The organism is Brevibacterium sp. LE-L (genome assembly GCF_050214925.1).
GTDB lineage: Bacteria > Actinomycetota > Actinomycetes > Actinomycetales > Brevibacteriaceae > Brevibacterium.
Genome location: NZ_CP189759.1, coordinates 2043577 through 2060573, shown reverse-complemented (window position 1 = coordinate 2060573; position 16997 = coordinate 2043577). Strand labels below are relative to the sequence as shown.

Sequence of the window (16997 nt, the reverse complement as noted above, 5' to 3'; positions counted from 1 at the left end):
GGAAGGGCCCGGGCGGCAGAGCTTTCTCCGCCGCCCGGGCCCTCCGCAGACAGATCAGGCTCCGGCGAGGTGGTCGGCCAGGTACTTCTCGACCTGATCGATGCTCACGCGCTCCTGGCTCATATCGTCGCGCTTGCGGATCGTGACCGCCTGGTCATCGAGGGTGTCGAAGTCGACGGTGATGCACAGCGGCGTGCCGATCTCGTCCTGGCGCCGGTAGCGGCGTCCGATGGCACCGGCATCGTCGAAGTCGATGTTCCACCGACGGCGCAGTCGGGCGGCGAGCTCCTTCGCCTGCGGCGAAAGCTTCTCGTTGCGGCTCAGCGGCAGCACCGCGGCCTTGACCGGAGCCAGCCGCGGGTCGAGCTTGAGCACGATTCGCTTGTCCACGCCGCCCTTCGTGTTCGGCGCCTCGTCCTCGGTGTAGGCCTCGACGAGGAACGCCATCATCGACCGCGTCAGGCCGAAGGAGGGTTCGATGACATACGGGGTGTAGCGGTCGCCGCTGGCCTGGTCGAAGTACTGCAGCTTCGTTCCGGACAGCTCGGTGTGGGTGCCGAGATCGTAGTCGGTGCGGTTGGCCACTCCCATGAGCTCGCCCCATTCCGAACCTTGGAAGCCGAAGCGGTATTCGACGTCGATGGTGCCCGATGAGTAGTGGGCCCGGTCGTCCTCGGGCACATCGAGGCGGCGGACGTTGTCCGCGGAGATGCCGAGGTCGAGGAACCAGTTCCAGCAGTCTTCGACCCACTGCTTGTAATAGTCGTCGGCTTCGTTCGGGTGGACGAAGTATTCGATCTCCATCTGCTCGAACTCACGGGTGCGGAAGATGAAGTTGCCGGGGGTGATCTCGTTGCGGAAGGCCTTGCCGATCTGGCCGATGCCGAACGGCGGCTTCTTCCGGGCGGCGGTGAGCACGTTGTTGAAGTTCACGAAGATGCCCTGCGCCGTCTCCGGACGCAGGTAATGCAGGCCGGCTTCGGAGTCGACGGGGCCGAGGTAGGTCTTGACGAGTCCGGAGAACTCCTGTGGTTCGGTCCACTGCCCGCGGGTGCCGCAGTCGGGGCAGACGATCTCGGCCATGCCGTTCTCCGGGGCCTTCTTGTGCTTCGCTTCGAACGCCTCGAGCAGGTGGTCCTCACGGTGGCGCTTGTGGCAGTTGAGGCATTCGACGAGCGGGTCGACGAAGGTCTCGACGTGGCCGGACGCCTCCCAGACGCGCTTGGGCAGGATGATCGAGGAGTCGAGGCCGACGACGTCCTCGCGACCGCGCACGAAGGTCTGCCACCACTGGGACTTGATGTTGTCCTTGAGCTCGACGCCCAACGGACCATAGTCCCATGCCGAGCGGGAACCGCCGTAGATCTCTCCTGCCTGGAAGACGAATCCTCTGCGTTTGGCCAGGGCGATGACGGCATCCAACTTGGACTGTGCCACGATTTTCTCTCCTTGATTCAGTTCGCCGACGGCCGGCTGCCGTGGCTCGCAGGTACTACCCTAACCGGTCGACGGCGCCCCTCCTCAACGTCGGCTCTCCACGGGGAGTTGAGTCCGGGAGGCGACTGATCTCACATCGGTTCGGCCCCTTCCGTGCCGCCTCGGCGAGGGTGCAGCATGTAGACTTTGAGTACACCCAAACCTTTCTCCGTACGGACGTCTTGCGCGTCTGTCCAAGCGAGTCCTTGGATCTATTACGGTTTCGGCCCGGATTGCTCACGATGATTGCATAAGCGGCCGCAGGGTAGATCGCCACTACAGTCATCTGCGATCAAGTGTGTGCCGACGTGAGAGAGACAACTCATGACCGATGTGTCCACAACCGACGAAACCACCCCGAAGTTCTCCGAACTCGGACTCCATCCCCTCGTGCTCAAAGCCGTCGAGGCGCAGGGCTATGAGACCCCGACCCCGATCCAGGCCGAGACCATCCCGGCCCTGCTGTCCGGCCGTGACGTCATCGGTCTGGCCCAGACCGGTACCGGTAAGACCGCCGCGTTCGCGCTGCCGGCCCTGTCCGACCTCGCCGAGGCGGGGCGCGCCGCCGATGGCCCGTTCGCTCTCGTTCTCACCCCGACCCGTGAGCTGGCGATCCAGGTCGCCGAGGCGTTCACCTCCTATGCCACCGAGCTGGCCGACTTCTCCGTGCTGCCGATCTACGGCGGTCAGGCCTACGGCCCGCAGCTGGCGGGACTACGCCGCGGAGCGCAGATCGTCGTCGGCACCCCAGGCCGCGTCATCGACCACCTCAAGCGCGGTTCGCTCAAACTCGGCAGCCTTGAGCACCTCATCCTCGATGAGGCCGACGAGATGCTCAAGATGGGCTTCGCCGAGGACATCGAGGAGATCTTCAGCCAGGTCGGTGACAACCGCCAGGTGGCACTGTTCTCCGCGACCATGCCGACGTCGATCCACCGGATCACCGGCAAGTACCTCAACGATCCGCAGGAAGTCCGGATCGCTTCGAAGTCGCAGACCGGCGCGAACATCCGCCAGCGTTACTTCATGGTCCAGCATTCGCACAAGCTCGACGCCCTGACCCGCATCCTCGAGGTCGAGGAGTACGAGGGCATCATCATGTTCGTGCGCACCAAGCAGGCGACCGAGGAACTGGCCGAGAAGCTGCGCGCCCGCGGGTTCAAGGCCTCGGCGATCAACGGCGACATCCCTCAGCAGGCTCGTGAGCGGACCGTGGAGATGCTGCGCTCGGGCAAGGTCGACGTCCTCGTGGCCACCGACGTCGCCGCACGCGGCCTCGACGTCGAGCGCATCACCCTCGTCGTCAACTACGACATCCCGCATGACACCGAGTCCTATGTCCACCGCATCGGCCGCACCGGCCGCGCCGGACGTTCGGGCGAGGCGATCCTCTTCGTCACTCCGCGCGAGCAGCGTCTGCTCGGATCCATCGAACGGGCGACCAAGCAGAAGGTCGAACCGCTGGTTCTGCCCAGCGTCGAAGAGCTGACGAACACCCGGGTGGAGAAGTTCACCAAACGCATCGATGATGTGCTCGCCACGACCGAACTGAGCGAGCTGACTGCCGTCATCGAGCAGTACGAGCTCTCCCGTGATGTCCCGGCGACGAACATCGCCGCGGCCCTGGCCTCGCTCGTGCTCGAGTCGAACACCCTCAAGGCCGAACCGATGCCAGAGCCGGTGCGCGGCAAGCCCGGCCGGGACCGGGACGGCGGCCGCGACGGAGGCCGTCCGGCCCGCGGCGGCCGTGCCCGCGATGAGAACATGACGACCTACCGTCTGGCCGTGGGACGCAATGAGCGACTCCAGCCCGGTGCTGTCGTCGGTGCGATCGCGAACGAGGGCGGAATCACCTCGAAGCAGATCGGCCACATCGACATCCGGTCGAACCACACTCTCGTCGACCTGCCCAAGGACCTCGACCCGTCCGTGCTGCGCAAACTCTCCCACACCGAGATCCAGGGCCGCCCCATCGACATCCGTCCGGATTCGGGCCGCCCGGCGCGTCCGTTCAAGAAGCGCAACTTCGACAAGCAGCCCGGCGACGGCCGCAACTTCCGCAACGATCGCCGAGGCGGGAAGAAGTTCGGAGCTCGCAGCTCCGATCGCTCCCGCGACCGTTTCTGACCCCGGTCTGACGCCCCTGTCGCACTGAGTGCATCGACGGCCCCGCAGCAGTGTGCTGCGGGGCCGTCGATGATTCACGAATGCCAGCGGGCACCCGCAGACAGCTGCTTAGGCCGTTGGAGTGTCGACTGCTCCGCCGAAACGGCGGTCACGGCGCGCGTACTCTTCGATCGCGGCCCACAGCGTGCGCCGGTCGACATCGGGCCACAGCACGTCTTGGAAGACCATCTCGGCGTAGGCGGACTGCCAGAGCAGGAAGTTCGAGGTCCGCTGCTCCCCCGAGGAGCGCATGAACAGGTCGACATCGGGCACTCCGGGCGCGTAGAGCCGCGACCGGATGGTCTTCTCCGAGACCTTCCCCGGTTTGAGCTTGCCGGCAGCCACCTCGGCGGTGATCGCATTGATCGCGTCGACGATCTCCGATCGGCCACCGTAGTTCACGCAGAACTGCAGCACCAGGCCAGTGTTGTGCTTGGTCATCTCGGCGGCGGACTCGAGTTCGTCGATGACCGATCGCCACAGCCGACCGCGCCGTCCCGACCACACGATCCGCACACCGAGGGCGTTGAGTTCGTCGCGACGGCGACGGATGACGTCACGATTGAAGCCCATGAGGAAGCGCACCTCGTCGGGTGAGCGCTTCCAGTTCTCCGTCGAGAACGCATACGCGGACAGATACTCCACACCGACCTCGATGGCTCCGTGGACGACGTCGAGCAGCGAAGCCTCGCCGGCCCTGTGCCCTTCCGTGCGCGGCAGTCCCCGCTGATTCGCCCACCGACCGTTGCCGTCCATGACGATGGCCACGTGCTCAGGCACGAACTTCGCATCGATGCGCGGAGGACGCGCTCCGCTGGGGTGGGCCGGTGGTGCGGGATAGCTCATGTGCTCTCCAGAACTCTCAGTGATCGGATATTGCGCTCGAGGTGCCAGGACACCCAGTCGGAGACGAGCTTCGACCCGTCGATCTGATCGTGCAGGTCGGAGGCCTCGGCCCGTTCCCAGTCACCGGAGAGCAGCGCGGCCATGTGCTCGAGCGCATCGGTGTCGGGCAGCGCCGCCCCGGACGGGCGGCAGTGCGTGCACACGGCACCGCCGAGGGACGCGGAGAAAGCCCGGTGCGGTCCGGGCCGACCGCATTGTGCGCAGTCGAGCAGGCTGGGTGCCCATCCGGCCACCGACATCGCGCGCAGCAGGTAGGCGTCCAATGACAGCCGCGGCGGGTGTTCGCGATTGCACAGGGAGCGGATCGCGGAGACGAGGAGGAGGAAATGGGTGCGCGATTGGGGTTCGACCTCGGTGATGCTGCGGGCGGTTTCGGCCATCACCGAGGCGGCCGAATAGACATCGTAGTCCGTGGCGATTCCCCGTGCGAAGGGTTCGATGAGTTCGACCTGAGTGACGATGTCGAGGCTGCGCCCGACATGGCACTGGACGTCGATGAGCATAAAGGGTTCGAGTCGTGAGCCGAACCGCGATTTCGTCCGACGCACCCCCTTGGCGACGGCGCGCACGAGGCCGTGGCTGCGGGTGAGCACGGTGACGATGCGGTCGGCTTCGCCGAGCTTGTGCCCTTGGAGCACGATGCCTTCATCACGATAGTTGTGCACCCGCCCATTATCGCAGAGCGCGGCGGGGATTCCTCCCCGCCGCGCTCTGCGACCGCTGTGAGATGGGCCCGGAAGGCCGCCGGAGCCTCAGTCCCGCAGCCTCCGAGGCTCAGCCTCAGGCCCGGGGCTCACCCGTTTCAGGCCTGACGGTCCCGAGCGGCGCGGTTGACGGCCGAGACGACGGCTTTGAGCGAGGCCTTCGTGATGTTCGGGTGGAGCCCCGCACCCCAGACGACACGGTCCTCGACGGCGAGTTCGACGTAGGCGGCGGCCATGGCGTCGGCACCGGAGCCGATCGCGTGCTCGGTGTAGTCCTGGAGTCTGATGTCGACGTCGAAGTTCTCGACGAGGATCTTCACGAGCGCATCGATCGGGCCTTTGCCGTGACCTTCGTAGGTGCGTTCCTGACCGTCGACGATGAGGTCGACCTCGACGCGTTCGGACGGGCCCGATTCGCCGACGGTGCCCGAGTCCGTGCGCAGGCCCACGATCTGGAAGCGGCCCCATGCCTTGTCTTCATCGTCCGAGGGCAGGTACTCATAGTTGAAGATCTTGCGGATCTCCTCGGCGTTGACCTCGCCCCCGCCCTCGGTGTGCATCTGCACGGCGCGGGAGAATTCGACCTGCATCCGACGCGGCAGGTCAAGACCGTACTCGCTCTTGAGCAGGTAGGTCACGCCGCCCTTGCCGGACTGCGAGTTCACGCGGATGATCGCCTCGTAGGAACGGCCGAGGTCCTTCGGGTCGACCGGCAGGTAGGGCATGTCCCATTCCATGAGGTCGACGGGTGTGCCCTGGGCGTTCGCCTTCTTCTCCCGATCGGCGAAGGCCTTGTTGATCGCATCCTGGTGCGAACCGGAGAACGAGGTGAACACGAGGTCGCCGCCGTAGGGGTGGCGTTCGTGGACACCGATCTGGTTGCATTCGGTGACGGTGTGGATGACCTCGTCGATGTCGGAGAAGTCGAGTTCCGGATCCACGCCCTGGGTGTAGAGGTTGAGCGCGACGGTCACCAGGTCGAGGTTGCCGGTGCGCTCCCCGTTGCCGAACAGGCAGCCTTCGATGCGGTCGGCGCCGGCCATCATGCCCAGTTCTGCGGCTGCGACACCGGTGCCCCGGTCGTTGTGCGGGTGCAGTGAGACGGCGACATCGTCGCGGTAGGGAATGTTGCGGCAGAACCATTCGATCTGGTCGGCGTAGGTGTTCGGGGTGCCGCGTTCGACGGTGGCGGGCAGGTTGACGACGGTTTCGCGCCCGGCGGCCGGCTGCCACACATCGAGCACGGAGCCGACGATGTCGAGAGCGAATTCGGGTTCGGTGTCGACGAAGATCTCCGGCGAGTACTGGTAGCCGAAGTCCGCGTCACCGAGCAGCGACTCCGCATGCTTCATCACCGCCTGGGTGCCCTGGAGCGCGATGTCACGGGTCTGATCGAAGCCGTCGCCGTCGAAGCCGAAGACGACTTTGCGGAAGACCGGAGCCGTCGCGTTGTAGAGGTGCACGGTGGGCATCTTCGCGCCGACGAGGGACTCGACGGTGCGTTCGATGAGATCCTCACGAGCCTGTGTGAGAACGGAGATCCTGACATCGTCGGGGATCGCGTCCTGTTCGATGATCTCGCGGACGAAGTCGAAGTCGACCTGGCTGGCGGCGGGGAATCCGACCTCGATCTCCTTGAAGCCGAGCTTGACGAGGAGGTCGAACATCTTGCGTTTGCGGTCCGGGGTCATCGGGTCGATGAGGGCCTGATTGCCGTCGCGCAGATCCGTGCTCAGCCAGCGGGGGGCCTTGCGGATGAGCTGATCGGGCCAGGTGCGATCGCGCATATCGAGGGCGATGCGGTCCTGGAAGGACTTGTATTTGCCGAACGGCATGGGAGAAGGCTTCTGCAGTTTCATGATTCCTCTATCTCAGTTTCTCAACGCTTGACCAGCATAGGAAGACTCCGCGACGAGTGTGCTGTATGTTCAGGACTCGTCGCGGCAAGGAAGGAGGAGGATCCTGTGAGCCACGTGCCCACCGTAATCCGATCCTCGCCGTCCGTCACACCTTTGTCCACATCCTAAGACCACCGAGGCGGTCGCCGTGTTCGCGGATCCGGTCGCTAAGACCACCGAGGCGGCCCCGACCCGGTCGCATTCCCTCACTTGAGGAAGTCGACCGAGGCGCGGCGAACGTTGAATCCGACTCCGGAGTCGTCGGACTTGCATTCCATGCCCTCTTCGGTCGAGGTGCAGGTCATTCCCTCGGCAGAGACCGAATCGCCGTATCCGAGAACGCGTGCGGCGCCTTCGGACTCGGGCGCTTCGACACAGGAGAATCCTGCCCCTTCATTGTTCGCCACGACGATGTCGCCCCAGTCGTCGAGTCGGCAGTCATCGGGTTTCGCCGGAGGCGAGTAGTCGTAGTCCTTGATCATGCACCTCGCTCGTTCGGAGTCGATGGTGCAGGCGATGTTGCCCGACGGGGACGTGAAGGATTCCTCGGCCACCGGGGGTTCGGAGCTGCCCGAGTCGGTGGGTTCGGGTTCGTCGGTCTGGCCGATCGACGGCTGATCCGTGGGAGCAGCCGAGGTGTCTTCCGAACCCTGGGTGGCGTCCCAGGCGATATAGCCGACGATGCCGAGGGCAAGGACCAGGGCGATCGCAGCGAGCACCCACAGCCAGGCGGGGACTTTCTTCGTCTCGGGCCGCTGCCCGTAGGGCCCACCGGGTCCACCGGGTCCGCCGTATCCGCCCGGGCCCCCAGGTCCGCCCTGGCCACCGGGCCCGCCCGGTCCGTAGCCGCTTCCTGCGGCATCGGCCGGCGCGGCAGCATAGGCGGGAGCGTATCCGGCCGGGGCAGGCTGCGGTCCGCTCGAAGACGGCGCCGGTCCGCCGGGGGGCGTCGCCGCAGTCGGCTGCGCAGCCGCACCCGCGTGTCCGGCCGCCCCGAATTCCTGTCCCCACTGACCCTGCTGCGGGTGAGCTTCGGTCTCGTATTCGGGTCCTGACGGTGCATCGGAGCTCGGCAGCGGGTTCCACTGCTTCGGCGCCGAGGCGGCTTCGGCAGCGGCGATGTCCTCGGAGTTCGCTTTGCGCGGCGCGGCCGGAAGCCCACCGGTTTCGTATCCGTCGGCAGCGGCGAGCTGGCGCAGCTCTTCGAGGCTGAGGACCTCGGTGGCGTCGGTGCCGTCGGATTCGACCATCGACCGCAGCCTCTGCAGTTCGGTCGGAGTCAGTGCTTGGGTGGAGCCATCCGCGGCCGCGGACTCGTCCTGGCCGATGAACAACTGCGTTGTGATCGACTCGGGAGACTCCTCGGCCGGTTTCCGGCGCCCGGGGCGCGGAGGATGGTTCGGCACGGGTGGAATGCTCATGAGGTCATTTTCGCATAGTCACTACCCGGGAGTTCTCATGTGGCATGAGATGATGGCCTCATGTCCAATGGTGTCCACCGGCGCGCGGGCGTGTCTGCGATCCTCGCCTTCGCCCTGCTGCTCACCGCTTGCGGCGCTGATTCCGATGGCGGCGGCGAGTCCGATGCGACCGTCGATTCCACGGCTCTGGCCGCCCCGGCACAGCAGACGAGGGTCGGCGATTTCGCGGCCCCCGCGCAGGTCTCCCCGACCGGTGGCGACGCGAGTCACGCCTCGAACGCCTCCGGGTCGACCACGGATTCTGCTGCGGCCAGCACCGAGTCGAACGGTCCCGCCCATGAGGTTCCCCTCCCGGGGCTCGCGCAGGAGTATGCGGACCAGATCCCCGAGGAGACGTCCCAGGTCCTCGTCGCCACGTCGGCCGATGCGCGCTCGGAGACGTCGACGCTGAGTTTCTATGAGTTCGAGGGCAAGAAGTGGAAGAAGCTCAAGACGTTCACCACGCACAACGGCAGCAACGGCTGGCTGAAGGACCGCCATGAGGGCGACAAGACGAGTCCCATCGGCGTGTTCACTCTCAGCGACGCGGGCGGGTTCAAAGCCGACCCGGGCACGAAGCTGCCGTACACGCGAGACAGCCGTCTGCCCTCCTCGGCGACGGTGGCCTATGGTGCGGACTATAAGTCCGTGTTCGACTACATCATCGCCATCGACTACAACCGCAAGCCGGGGACTCCGCCCACGGACAAGACCCGTCCGATGGGCTGGGACAAGGGCGGCGGAATCTGGCTCCACCTCGATCATGATTCCGGCACCAATGGCTGTGTGACCCTCGATGAGGCCGATCTCAAGTGGATCCTGCGCACCATCGATCCCGCCGATCACCCGCGCATCGCCATGGGCCCGGCGACCGAGCTGAAGAAGTAGCAGCCGGTGCCTCGCCTCGTCATCTCCCTCGTCCAATCGATCAACGGCTCGTTCGCGCAGGACGGCTGGTCGACCGGGGTGTCGACCGACACGGATTTCCGGAACTTCATCGCTCTGCGTCGGCGCGCCTCGGCGCTCATCATCGACCGACGCACCGCTCTCAATCCCCAGCTGCCGGTCATCAACGCCCCAGGCAAGGCCCTCGAGCACACGCCGGTGCACGTGCTCACGGAGTCGGATCCGGCCCCTCTGGCCCGGCAGTTGGCCGAGATCGGTGTGGACTACCGTGCCCAGCAGTTCACCCCGGGCACCATCGCCGAGGTGGTCGCCTCCTTGGCCACGCGCGCGGACACTCCGGCCGGTGAGGAGCTCATCGTCTGTGAGTCAGGCCCGAACCTCGCGTTCCGCCTGCTCGAACACCACCCGGGCGCTGAGCTGCTGCTGAGCATCAGCCCCCGGTACATCCACACCGAGGGCAGTCATTTCTCCCGTCTGCCGGCACAGATCGATCTGCGGCTCATCGATGTCCGTGACGAGGACGATCAGGTCTTCCTCCGCTACCGCCGCGCCTGACTCGAGACATGTCGGTCGCGCCCGACCCAAGACAACACAGTCTGCCGCGGCGAGTCTCATCCGTTCTCCCCACCGTGGTCCGGGCCGATCTCCGTGCTCACCTCGAAGCGGTCGGCACCGTCCACGATCGCGGCCGCGGCCGCGGCCACTTCGGCGAGTCCGATGGTCTCCACTCCCCCGGTGAGGTCGTTGCGGTCGTCGCCGCCGATGGGTGCCATGACCCGCAGTTCTCGGAAGTCCACCGTCGTCGATTCGGCGGCGGCGACCTCGATGAGCATCTTCTGCGCTGCCCCGAATACGCTGATCCCTCCGGAGCCGGGCAGGGCCTCGACGCTGGCGACGCCGTTGAACGCGAGATGAGTGAGGCGACCGGTACCCCGGTCTGCCGCCAGTCGCTCGGAGATCGCGCAGGCGGTGAAGTGTCCGCGCAGGTAGGCATCGTAGTCGGTGTCGAACTTCGCGAGGCCGCGGTCGAGTACGGGTGTGTCCATGTACCACCCGCCGATCGCGGCGACGACGGCATCGACCGGTGGTGTCTTCGCGTCGGTGAGCTCGCTGATGACCTTGTCGGCGTCGTCCACCCACCGGGGCACCACCAGCGGCTGATAGCTCGTCTCGGCGGTGGGAGGCCGGCGCACGATCCCGGTGATGCGGTGGTCGGAGCTGAGCAGCTTCGCGAGTCCCGTGCCGACGTGACCGGAGGCGCCGAAGAGGAGAATATGCATGATGCGAGTCTAAGTCGCAGCCGACATCGGGGGCCATCGGCTCGCCTCCCGGTCGGATCGGTCCCGATCTCGTCACGATAGGCTTGCCGTAGACGTCTCACCCGTGACCGCATCCCTTCCCGATCCTCTTCCCCACCGAAGGACCCATGGCCGCACGCAGCGAACTCACCCGCCTCGAAGCCTTCCTCGACGCCTTCGCCGACCGGCTCCTCCCTCGCGCACCCGCCGGCATTCGGGAGTTCCTCGCCTTCGGGATCAAACAGGCGTGGGCGTGCCTGTTCGGCGGACTCATGCTCATCGCCATCATCGGCACGTCCTGGCTCTATCCCGAGGACGCGGCACTGGCCGGCAACGACTTCCTCGTCATCCTCGCCGTCATCATCCAGATCGGCATGCTCGCCGCACGCCTGGAGACCGGGCGCGAACTCGTCGTCATCATCGTCTTCCACATCGTCGGCACGGGCATGGAGATCTTCAAAACCGCGGTCGGCTCGTGGAACTACGCCCCCGGCGGGTTCCTCCACATCGGCGCCGTCCCCCTGTTCACAGGCTTCATGTACGCCGCCGTCGGGTCCTATCTCGTCCGCGTCTATCGACTGTTCGACTTAAGCTTCACCCATTACCCGCCGAGGTGGCTCACCGCAGTCATCGCCGCCGCCATCTACCTCAACTTCTTCACTCATCACTTCATCATCGACCTCCGCCTGCTCCTCGTGGTTCTCACCGTCGTCGTCTTCTTCCGCTGTCGGATGCATTTCAGCGTTCACCGCACGACACTGTCGATGCCGGTGCTCCTGGCCTTCGTCCTCGTCGCCTTCTTCATCTGGTTGGCTGAGAACATCGGCACCGCGGCCGGGGCCTGGCTGTATCCGAGCCAGGACGACGGGTGGCATCTGGTGCCGCTGACGAAGCTCGTCGCCTGGTTCCTGCTCATGATGATCTCCGTCGTCCTCGTCACCTTCGTCCACAAACCGAAACCGCCTGAGACCGAGACGCCCGAGGCACACGGCTGACCGTCCCGCGACCGACACTCCTGTCGAAAACGTCGATACCCCCGGTCAGGACGGTCGACACTGATACTGTGAACCGAAGGATCTTGGACGGCCGAAGGAGACTCATGGCGGCGCCCGATGCGCAGGACGAGAAGGAATCGAGCGCATTGCTCAAGGTGTTCCGCCCATCCGGCGGTTCGCATCTGTCAGTCAGCACCCGTGTACTGGTGCGTGTGCTCGCCGGCATCCTCGTCCTCGCGCTGCTGCTGACCGTCATCGGTGTCTTCCTCGTCCGCCGGTCCTTCCCCACCACCGACGGTGAGATCTCCCTGCCGGGGCTCGACGCCGCGGTCACCGTCCAGCGTGACGAATCGGGTGTTCCCACCATCGAAGCCGAGACCGCCCACGACCTGTTCGCGGCTCAGGGCTTCGTCCACGCTCAGGACCGTTTCTGGGAGATGGACTTCCGCCGCCATGTCACCTCGGGGCGTCTGTCCGAACTCTTCGGCAGTTCCCAGTTGGGCACCGACACATTCATTCGCACCCTGGGCTGGCGGGAAGTCGCCGAAGAGGAAGTGAAGAGACTCGATCCGACGACCCGGGCCTACTACGAGGCCTACGCGGACGGAGTCAACGCCTACCTCAAGGACAAGTCCCCCAGTCAGGTGTCCCTCGAGTACACCGTCCTCGGGCTGCAGTCGGGAGCGACCACGATCGAGAAGTGGACTCCTGCCGACAGCGTCGCCTGGCTCAAGGCCATGGCCTGGGACCTCCGGTCGAACCTCGAAGACGAGATCGACCGCACCATACTGACGTCCGCACTCGATCAGCAGCAGGTCGAGGATCTGTTCCCCGACTACCCGTATGCCACCCGTCCGACGATTCTCGGCGGCGTCGCCGGACACAAAGCCGCGAAGAACGGAACCCGGCGGGGTGAGGCTCCCCCGACCGCCGAAAAGCCATCAGTCGGTTCGGGCGAGGCAGGTACCGACGACGAGGAGGCGCAGGCCGGGGGCACCGTCCCCGACGTCCCGACCTCGACCGACGACCTCCTCGATCTGAGATCGACGGTCGCCTCGCTGCCGCAGCTGCTGGGCATGAACAGCGACGACATCGGATCGAATTCCTGGGTGATCTCCGGAGAGCATACGAAGTCCGGTTCCCCGCTGCTGGCCAATGACCCGCATCTGGCTCCGGCGATGCCCTCGGTGTGGTACCAGGTCGGTCTGCGCTGCAAGAAGGTCACTGAGGACTGTCCCTTCGACGTCTCCGGCTTCTCCTTCTCCGGTCTCCCCGGCGTCGTCATCGGCCACAACCAGTCGATCGCCTGGGGACTGACGAACCTCGGCGCCGATGTCACCGACCTCGTGGTGGAGAAGATCCGTGACGGACGAGTCGTCCACGACGACGGCGATGAGCCGGTGCGCGTGCGCAAGGAGACGGTGAAGATCGCGAACGAAGACCCGCGGGAGATCACCATCCGCTCCACCCGCAACGGACCGCTCGTGTCCAAACTCGACAGCTCCTATCGTCGTGCCCTCGACGCTTCCACGGGTGCCGATGCGACGAACCCGAAGTCCGGTCCCGACGATGAGCACTACGGTCTCGCCCTCGACTGGACGGCTCTGCGCCCGGGCACGACCGCCTCGGCGGTGTTCGCGATCAACAGGGCGACGAACTGGAAGGAGTTCCGGCACGCGGCCTCCCTGTTCGATGTTCCGTCCCAGAATCTCATCTACGCCGACGTCGCCGGCAATATCGGATACCAGGCCCCGGGGATGATCCCCCGCCGTGGCACAGCAGATGGGACCGTGCCGCGCCGCGGATGGAAATCCGATGAGGACTGGCAGGGATGGGTCGACTTCGAGGACCTGCCGAGCCTGTACAACCCCGAACGCGGCTGGATCGTGACCGCGAACAATCCGGTTGCCGCCCCCGGTGAGACCGTCGAGCTGGGCCGCGACGTCGACTACGGCGACCGGGCACGGCGCATCACCAAGCGCATCAAGGACGCGGTCAACGAGGGCAGGAAGCTGCGGCCGGTCGATATGTCCGCCATTCAGGGCGACGACCTCAACCCGTTCGCCTCGAAGCTCGTGCCCGCGGTGCTGAAGATCGACGCCGATGGTGATGAGGACATCGCCCGGGCGCAGAAGATGCTCAAGGAGTGGAGTGGCAAGGACGCCGCCAACAGTGCCGGAGCCGCCTACTTCAATGTGCTCTCCACGACTCTCCTCGACCAGGTCATCGCGGACAAGCTGCCCAAGGGGGTCTCCCCCAGCGGCGGTTCACGCTGGTACCTCGTGATGTCGAATCTCCTCGAGGATCCCGATTCGCAGTGGTGGTCGGGCAAGGGCGTCGACGGTCGGGACGAAGCACTGCGCAAGGCGATGAAATCCGCATGGTCGACGACGGAGGATCTGCTCGGGTCCGAACCCGCGACCTGGCGGTGGGGAATCCTGCACCGGCTGACGATCCGCAACGCCAGCCTCGGCGAATCGGGGATCGTCCCGATCGAGAAGCTGTTCAACCGCGGACCTTATGAGGTCTCGGGCGGTTCGGGCGTCGTCCAGGCCACCGGGTGGGATGCTTCGGTCGGCTATGAGACGAACTGGGTCCCGTCGATGCGTCAGACCGTCGACCTGTCGAACTTCGACGCGTCGAATTGGATCAACCTCACGGGTGCTTCGGGGCACGCCTTCCACCCGCATTACGACGATCAGACGAACGACTGGGCGGCCAACGTCAACCGTCCCTGGCCGTACTCGAAGCAGGCGGTCGCTGCGGCGGCCGAAGACACGCTCACGCTCAGGCCCTGAAGCGCACGCTCTGCTGAGGATCCGGTCCTCGGCTGGCCGCTCTCTGCGATCAGGGCTTCGGCAGGATCTTCGCCTCGAGGAAGTTCGCGACATCGTCTTCCCAGCGCACCGGGTCGATGTTCCATTCCTTCGTGTGGTGGGCCTTGCTGTAGGTCGGCATCGTCACCAGGTCCCGGCGTACCGAGGCCAGGGCGTGTGAGGGGCCCGAAGGCACGAATTCGTCATCGTCGGAGTGGATGAGCAGGACGGGGACGTCGAGTTCAGCCGCCCGTGTCACCCAATCCATGCGGTCGAGGTCGAGCGGGGTCTCCAGTCCGGTGATCGGGCGTGCCCACGGCTGAGTGATCATCTCGAGGGTGAGTTTCGCGATCGGGGTCGGCAGCAGGTTCTTCTTCGCCTGTCCGTCGAGTACGTTCACCCAGTCGACGACGGGCCCGTCGAGGACGAGGGACGTGACGTAGCGCCGGTTGCGTCCGCGCGAAGCCGCCTGCAGAGCGATCGCCCCGCCCATCGACCAGCCGAAGAGGACGACGTTCTTCGCCCCGCGCGCCACGGCGCAGTCGATGGCCGCGTCGACGTCGATCCATTCGGTGTCGCCGAGGCCGTAGCGGGAGGTGGTCTCCACCCGCACCTCGGCGTCGTTGCGGTAGGACATGGCGATGGCAGGCACTCCGAGAGTGTTGAGCACCGGGGCCGCACGCAGACCCTCGGCGCGAGTGCTGGCGCGACCGTGGATGAGGATCGCCCAGGTCTCCTGCGGTTCCGGGTGATCGGTGGGCAGCAGCCAGGCGGGCAGACGCCCCGCATCGGAGCGGATCTCGATGTCGTCGAAGTTCACTCCTGCGGCCACCGGATCGGGGTAGACGATGCCGGTCCAGCGTCCGCGCCACGCGCGGCGGATGTCTCCGCGGGTCACGGAGAGGATCTCGCGTGAGACGGTGCGAGAACGCGGATCGTATTCGACGATGTCGCCGATCACTGCGTGGCCCGCGCCCTGGTTGAAGTAGAGGCCGTAGGTGCCGGGCACCGTCGTCTCTTCGTCGGCGGGCAGATGGATGCGCATATTCGGAGGGAAACCGTCGATGTGCAGGATGTCGAGTTCTTCCGGCGCGTTCTCCGGAACCACGATCCTGCGGGCGAAGTAGGCGGCCAGTCCCGAGGACGCCACGGAGATCAGCGCGCCCAGTCCGGCGCCGACTCCGACAGCAGCCACCAGCAGGCGGGCGGGGAACTTCGTCTCGCGGGTCATGTAAACCTCCTGACTTCATTGTTGCCTAAGGAATGAGCAGGAGCCAAACGCTGTTGTCCCCAGCAGGGGCGAAGATCCTCTCCGCCCATGCGAACAGCAGCCGTCGACGATCACTGGAGGTCATGATGTCACAGGCACCGAACAGCAATACGGGAACCGCGCCCGAGGAGGTCCGCTGGCAGGACGTCCTCTCCCCGGAAGAATTCGCGGTGCTCAGGCAGGGTGCGACCGAACGCCCCTTCACCGGCGAGTACAACGAGGAGACCGCGGCAGGAATGTATCAGTGTCGCGCCTGCGGGGCCGACCTCTTCCCCTCGGACACGAAGTTCACCTCCCACTGCGGGTGGCCGTCGTTCTACGCACCGCTGGCCGAGGACCGGGTCCGCTACATCCGCGACACCACTATGGGCATGGAGCGCATCGAGGTCCGGTGCGCGAACTGCGATTCCCATATGGGACACGTCTTCGAAGGTGAGGGGTATGACACCCCGACCGACCAGCGCTACTGCATCAACTCGATCTCGCTCAAGCTCAACAACGCCGATGCCCATGGCTGAGGCGGCAACGGAGTCACAGATCGCCGAGGCGGCTGAACCGGTCCGTGCCACGGCGACAGAGCCTGTCACCACCGCGGCGGTCGAGCCGGTCATCAGGACATTCGCTCAGCTGCGGGCCGAGGAGCTCTACGGGATCATGCAGCTGAGGTCCCGTGCCTTCGTCGTCGAGCAGGAGTGCGTCTTCCTCGACCCCGACGGAGTGGACACTCTGCCGGAGACGCTGCACATCTTCTACCCCAGGTCGGCTTCGACGATGGCCGACACCCACGGTGCCGCCTTCGGCCGTGACCTGGCTCCATGGGCCTATGCTCGCCTGTTGCCGGCCGATGTCCCCGACGGGCCGGCCGCGCGGCCGGGAGCCCGCAGCATCAGTCGGGTTGTCACTCTCCCCGAGGCACGTGGTCAGGGATGGAGCCGCAGACTGCTGGCAGACATCGTCGATGCTTGGGCGAATTCGCCGCTGACGCTGAATGCGCAGTCGCATCTCGAGGGTCTCTACGGTTCTTTCGGGTTCGCCCCCAACGGTCCGCGATTCCTTGAGGACGGGATCGAACACACTCCGATGGAACGCCCCGCGGACTGAA

Annotated in this window: 14 protein-coding genes; 7 read left to right on the top strand and 7 right to left on the bottom strand. The window is 65.8% G+C overall.

Annotation, left to right across the window (positions count from 1 at the left end):
* Window positions 1–54 precede the first annotated feature (54 nt).
* Window positions 55–1440 (bottom strand): glycine--tRNA ligase, encoded by a 1386-nt coding sequence (locus tag ACQE2J_RS09160; RefSeq protein ID WP_135541199.1) that lies wholly within the window; start codon window positions 1438–1440, stop codon window positions 55–57.
* A gap of 360 nt (window positions 1441–1800) precedes the next feature.
* On the opposite strand from ACQE2J_RS09160, the gene ACQE2J_RS09155 reads away from it, so the two are divergent.
* Window positions 1801–3603, top strand: a complete 1803-nt coding sequence (locus ACQE2J_RS09155) for a DEAD/DEAH box helicase (RefSeq protein WP_425119576.1) — start codon at window positions 1801–1803, stop codon at window positions 3601–3603.
* Window positions 3604–3711: 108 nt separating this feature from the next.
* Here ACQE2J_RS09155 and ACQE2J_RS09150 read toward each other — a convergent pair whose 3' ends face one another.
* The 4 genes from ACQE2J_RS09150 to ACQE2J_RS09135 form a co-directional block, all read right to left on the bottom strand.
* Complete coding sequence (locus ACQE2J_RS09150) at window positions 3712–4488, bottom strand: isoprenyl transferase (protein WP_426937476.1); 777 nt, start codon at window positions 4486–4488, stop codon at window positions 3712–3714.
* Window positions 4485–5213: a DNA repair protein RecO gene (gene recO / locus ACQE2J_RS09145; RefSeq protein WP_135541205.1), complete on the bottom strand. Its 729-nt coding sequence runs from the start codon at window positions 5211–5213 to the stop codon at window positions 4485–4487. Before recO ends, ACQE2J_RS09150 begins: the two co-directional genes overlap by 4 nt.
* 137 nt (window positions 5214–5350) lie before the next feature.
* Window positions 5351–7111, bottom strand: a complete 1761-nt coding sequence (gene leuA / locus ACQE2J_RS09140; RefSeq protein ID WP_135541207.1) for a 2-isopropylmalate synthase — start codon at window positions 7109–7111, stop codon at window positions 5351–5353.
* 245 nt (window positions 7112–7356) lie between these two features.
* On the bottom strand, window positions 7357–8571 hold the full coding sequence (locus ACQE2J_RS09135) for a DUF6636 domain-containing protein (protein WP_426937475.1): 1215 nt from the start codon (window positions 8569–8571) through the stop codon (window positions 7357–7359).
* Between the two features lie 60 nt (window positions 8572–8631).
* On the opposite strand from ACQE2J_RS09135, the gene ACQE2J_RS09130 reads away from it, so the two are divergent.
* Both ACQE2J_RS09130 and ACQE2J_RS09125 read left to right on the top strand, forming a co-directional pair.
* Window positions 8632–9498, top strand: a complete 867-nt coding sequence (locus ACQE2J_RS09130) for a L,D-transpeptidase family protein (protein WP_426937474.1) — start codon at window positions 8632–8634, stop codon at window positions 9496–9498.
* A gap of 6 nt (window positions 9499–9504) precedes the next feature.
* A complete protein-coding gene (locus tag ACQE2J_RS09125) occupies window positions 9505–10071 on the top strand; it encodes a hypothetical protein (RefSeq protein ID WP_135541213.1) in 567 nt (188 codons plus the stop codon).
* 56 nt (window positions 10072–10127) lie between these two features.
* Here ACQE2J_RS09125 and ACQE2J_RS09120 read toward each other — a convergent pair whose 3' ends face one another.
* Window positions 10128–10796 (bottom strand): NAD(P)-dependent oxidoreductase, encoded by a 669-nt coding sequence (locus ACQE2J_RS09120; protein WP_135541215.1) that lies wholly within the window; start codon window positions 10794–10796, stop codon window positions 10128–10130.
* Between the two features lie 146 nt (window positions 10797–10942).
* Here ACQE2J_RS09120 and ACQE2J_RS09115 point away from each other — a divergent pair, with 146 nt between their 5' ends.
* Complete coding sequence (locus ACQE2J_RS09115; RefSeq protein WP_135541217.1) at window positions 10943–11809, top strand: DUF817 domain-containing protein; 867 nt, start codon at window positions 10943–10945, stop codon at window positions 11807–11809.
* A gap of 104 nt (window positions 11810–11913) precedes the next feature.
* Window positions 11914–14607 carry a penicillin acylase family protein gene (locus tag ACQE2J_RS09110; protein ID WP_135541219.1) on the top strand — a complete coding sequence of 898 codons (2694 nt, stop codon included), beginning with the start codon at window positions 11914–11916 and terminating at the stop codon, window positions 14605–14607.
* A 49-nt stretch (window positions 14608–14656) separates the two neighbouring features.
* On the opposite strand, the gene ACQE2J_RS09105 is transcribed toward ACQE2J_RS09110, so the two are convergent.
* A complete protein-coding gene (locus tag ACQE2J_RS09105; RefSeq protein WP_426937473.1) occupies window positions 14657–15856 on the bottom strand; it encodes an alpha/beta hydrolase family protein in 1200 nt (399 codons plus the stop codon).
* 125 nt (window positions 15857–15981) lie between these two features.
* Between ACQE2J_RS09105 and msrB the strand changes: the two genes are divergently transcribed.
* Both msrB and ACQE2J_RS09095 read left to right on the top strand, forming a co-directional pair.
* Window positions 15982–16413 carry a peptide-methionine (R)-S-oxide reductase MsrB gene (gene msrB / locus ACQE2J_RS09100; RefSeq protein WP_426937504.1) on the top strand — a complete coding sequence of 144 codons (432 nt, stop codon included), beginning with the start codon at window positions 15982–15984 and terminating at the stop codon, window positions 16411–16413.
* Window positions 16406–16996: a GNAT family N-acetyltransferase gene (locus ACQE2J_RS09095; protein ID WP_426937472.1), complete on the top strand. Its 591-nt coding sequence runs from the start codon at window positions 16406–16408 to the stop codon at window positions 16994–16996. Before msrB ends, ACQE2J_RS09095 begins: the two co-directional genes overlap by 8 nt.
* Window position 16997 lies beyond the last annotated feature (1 nt).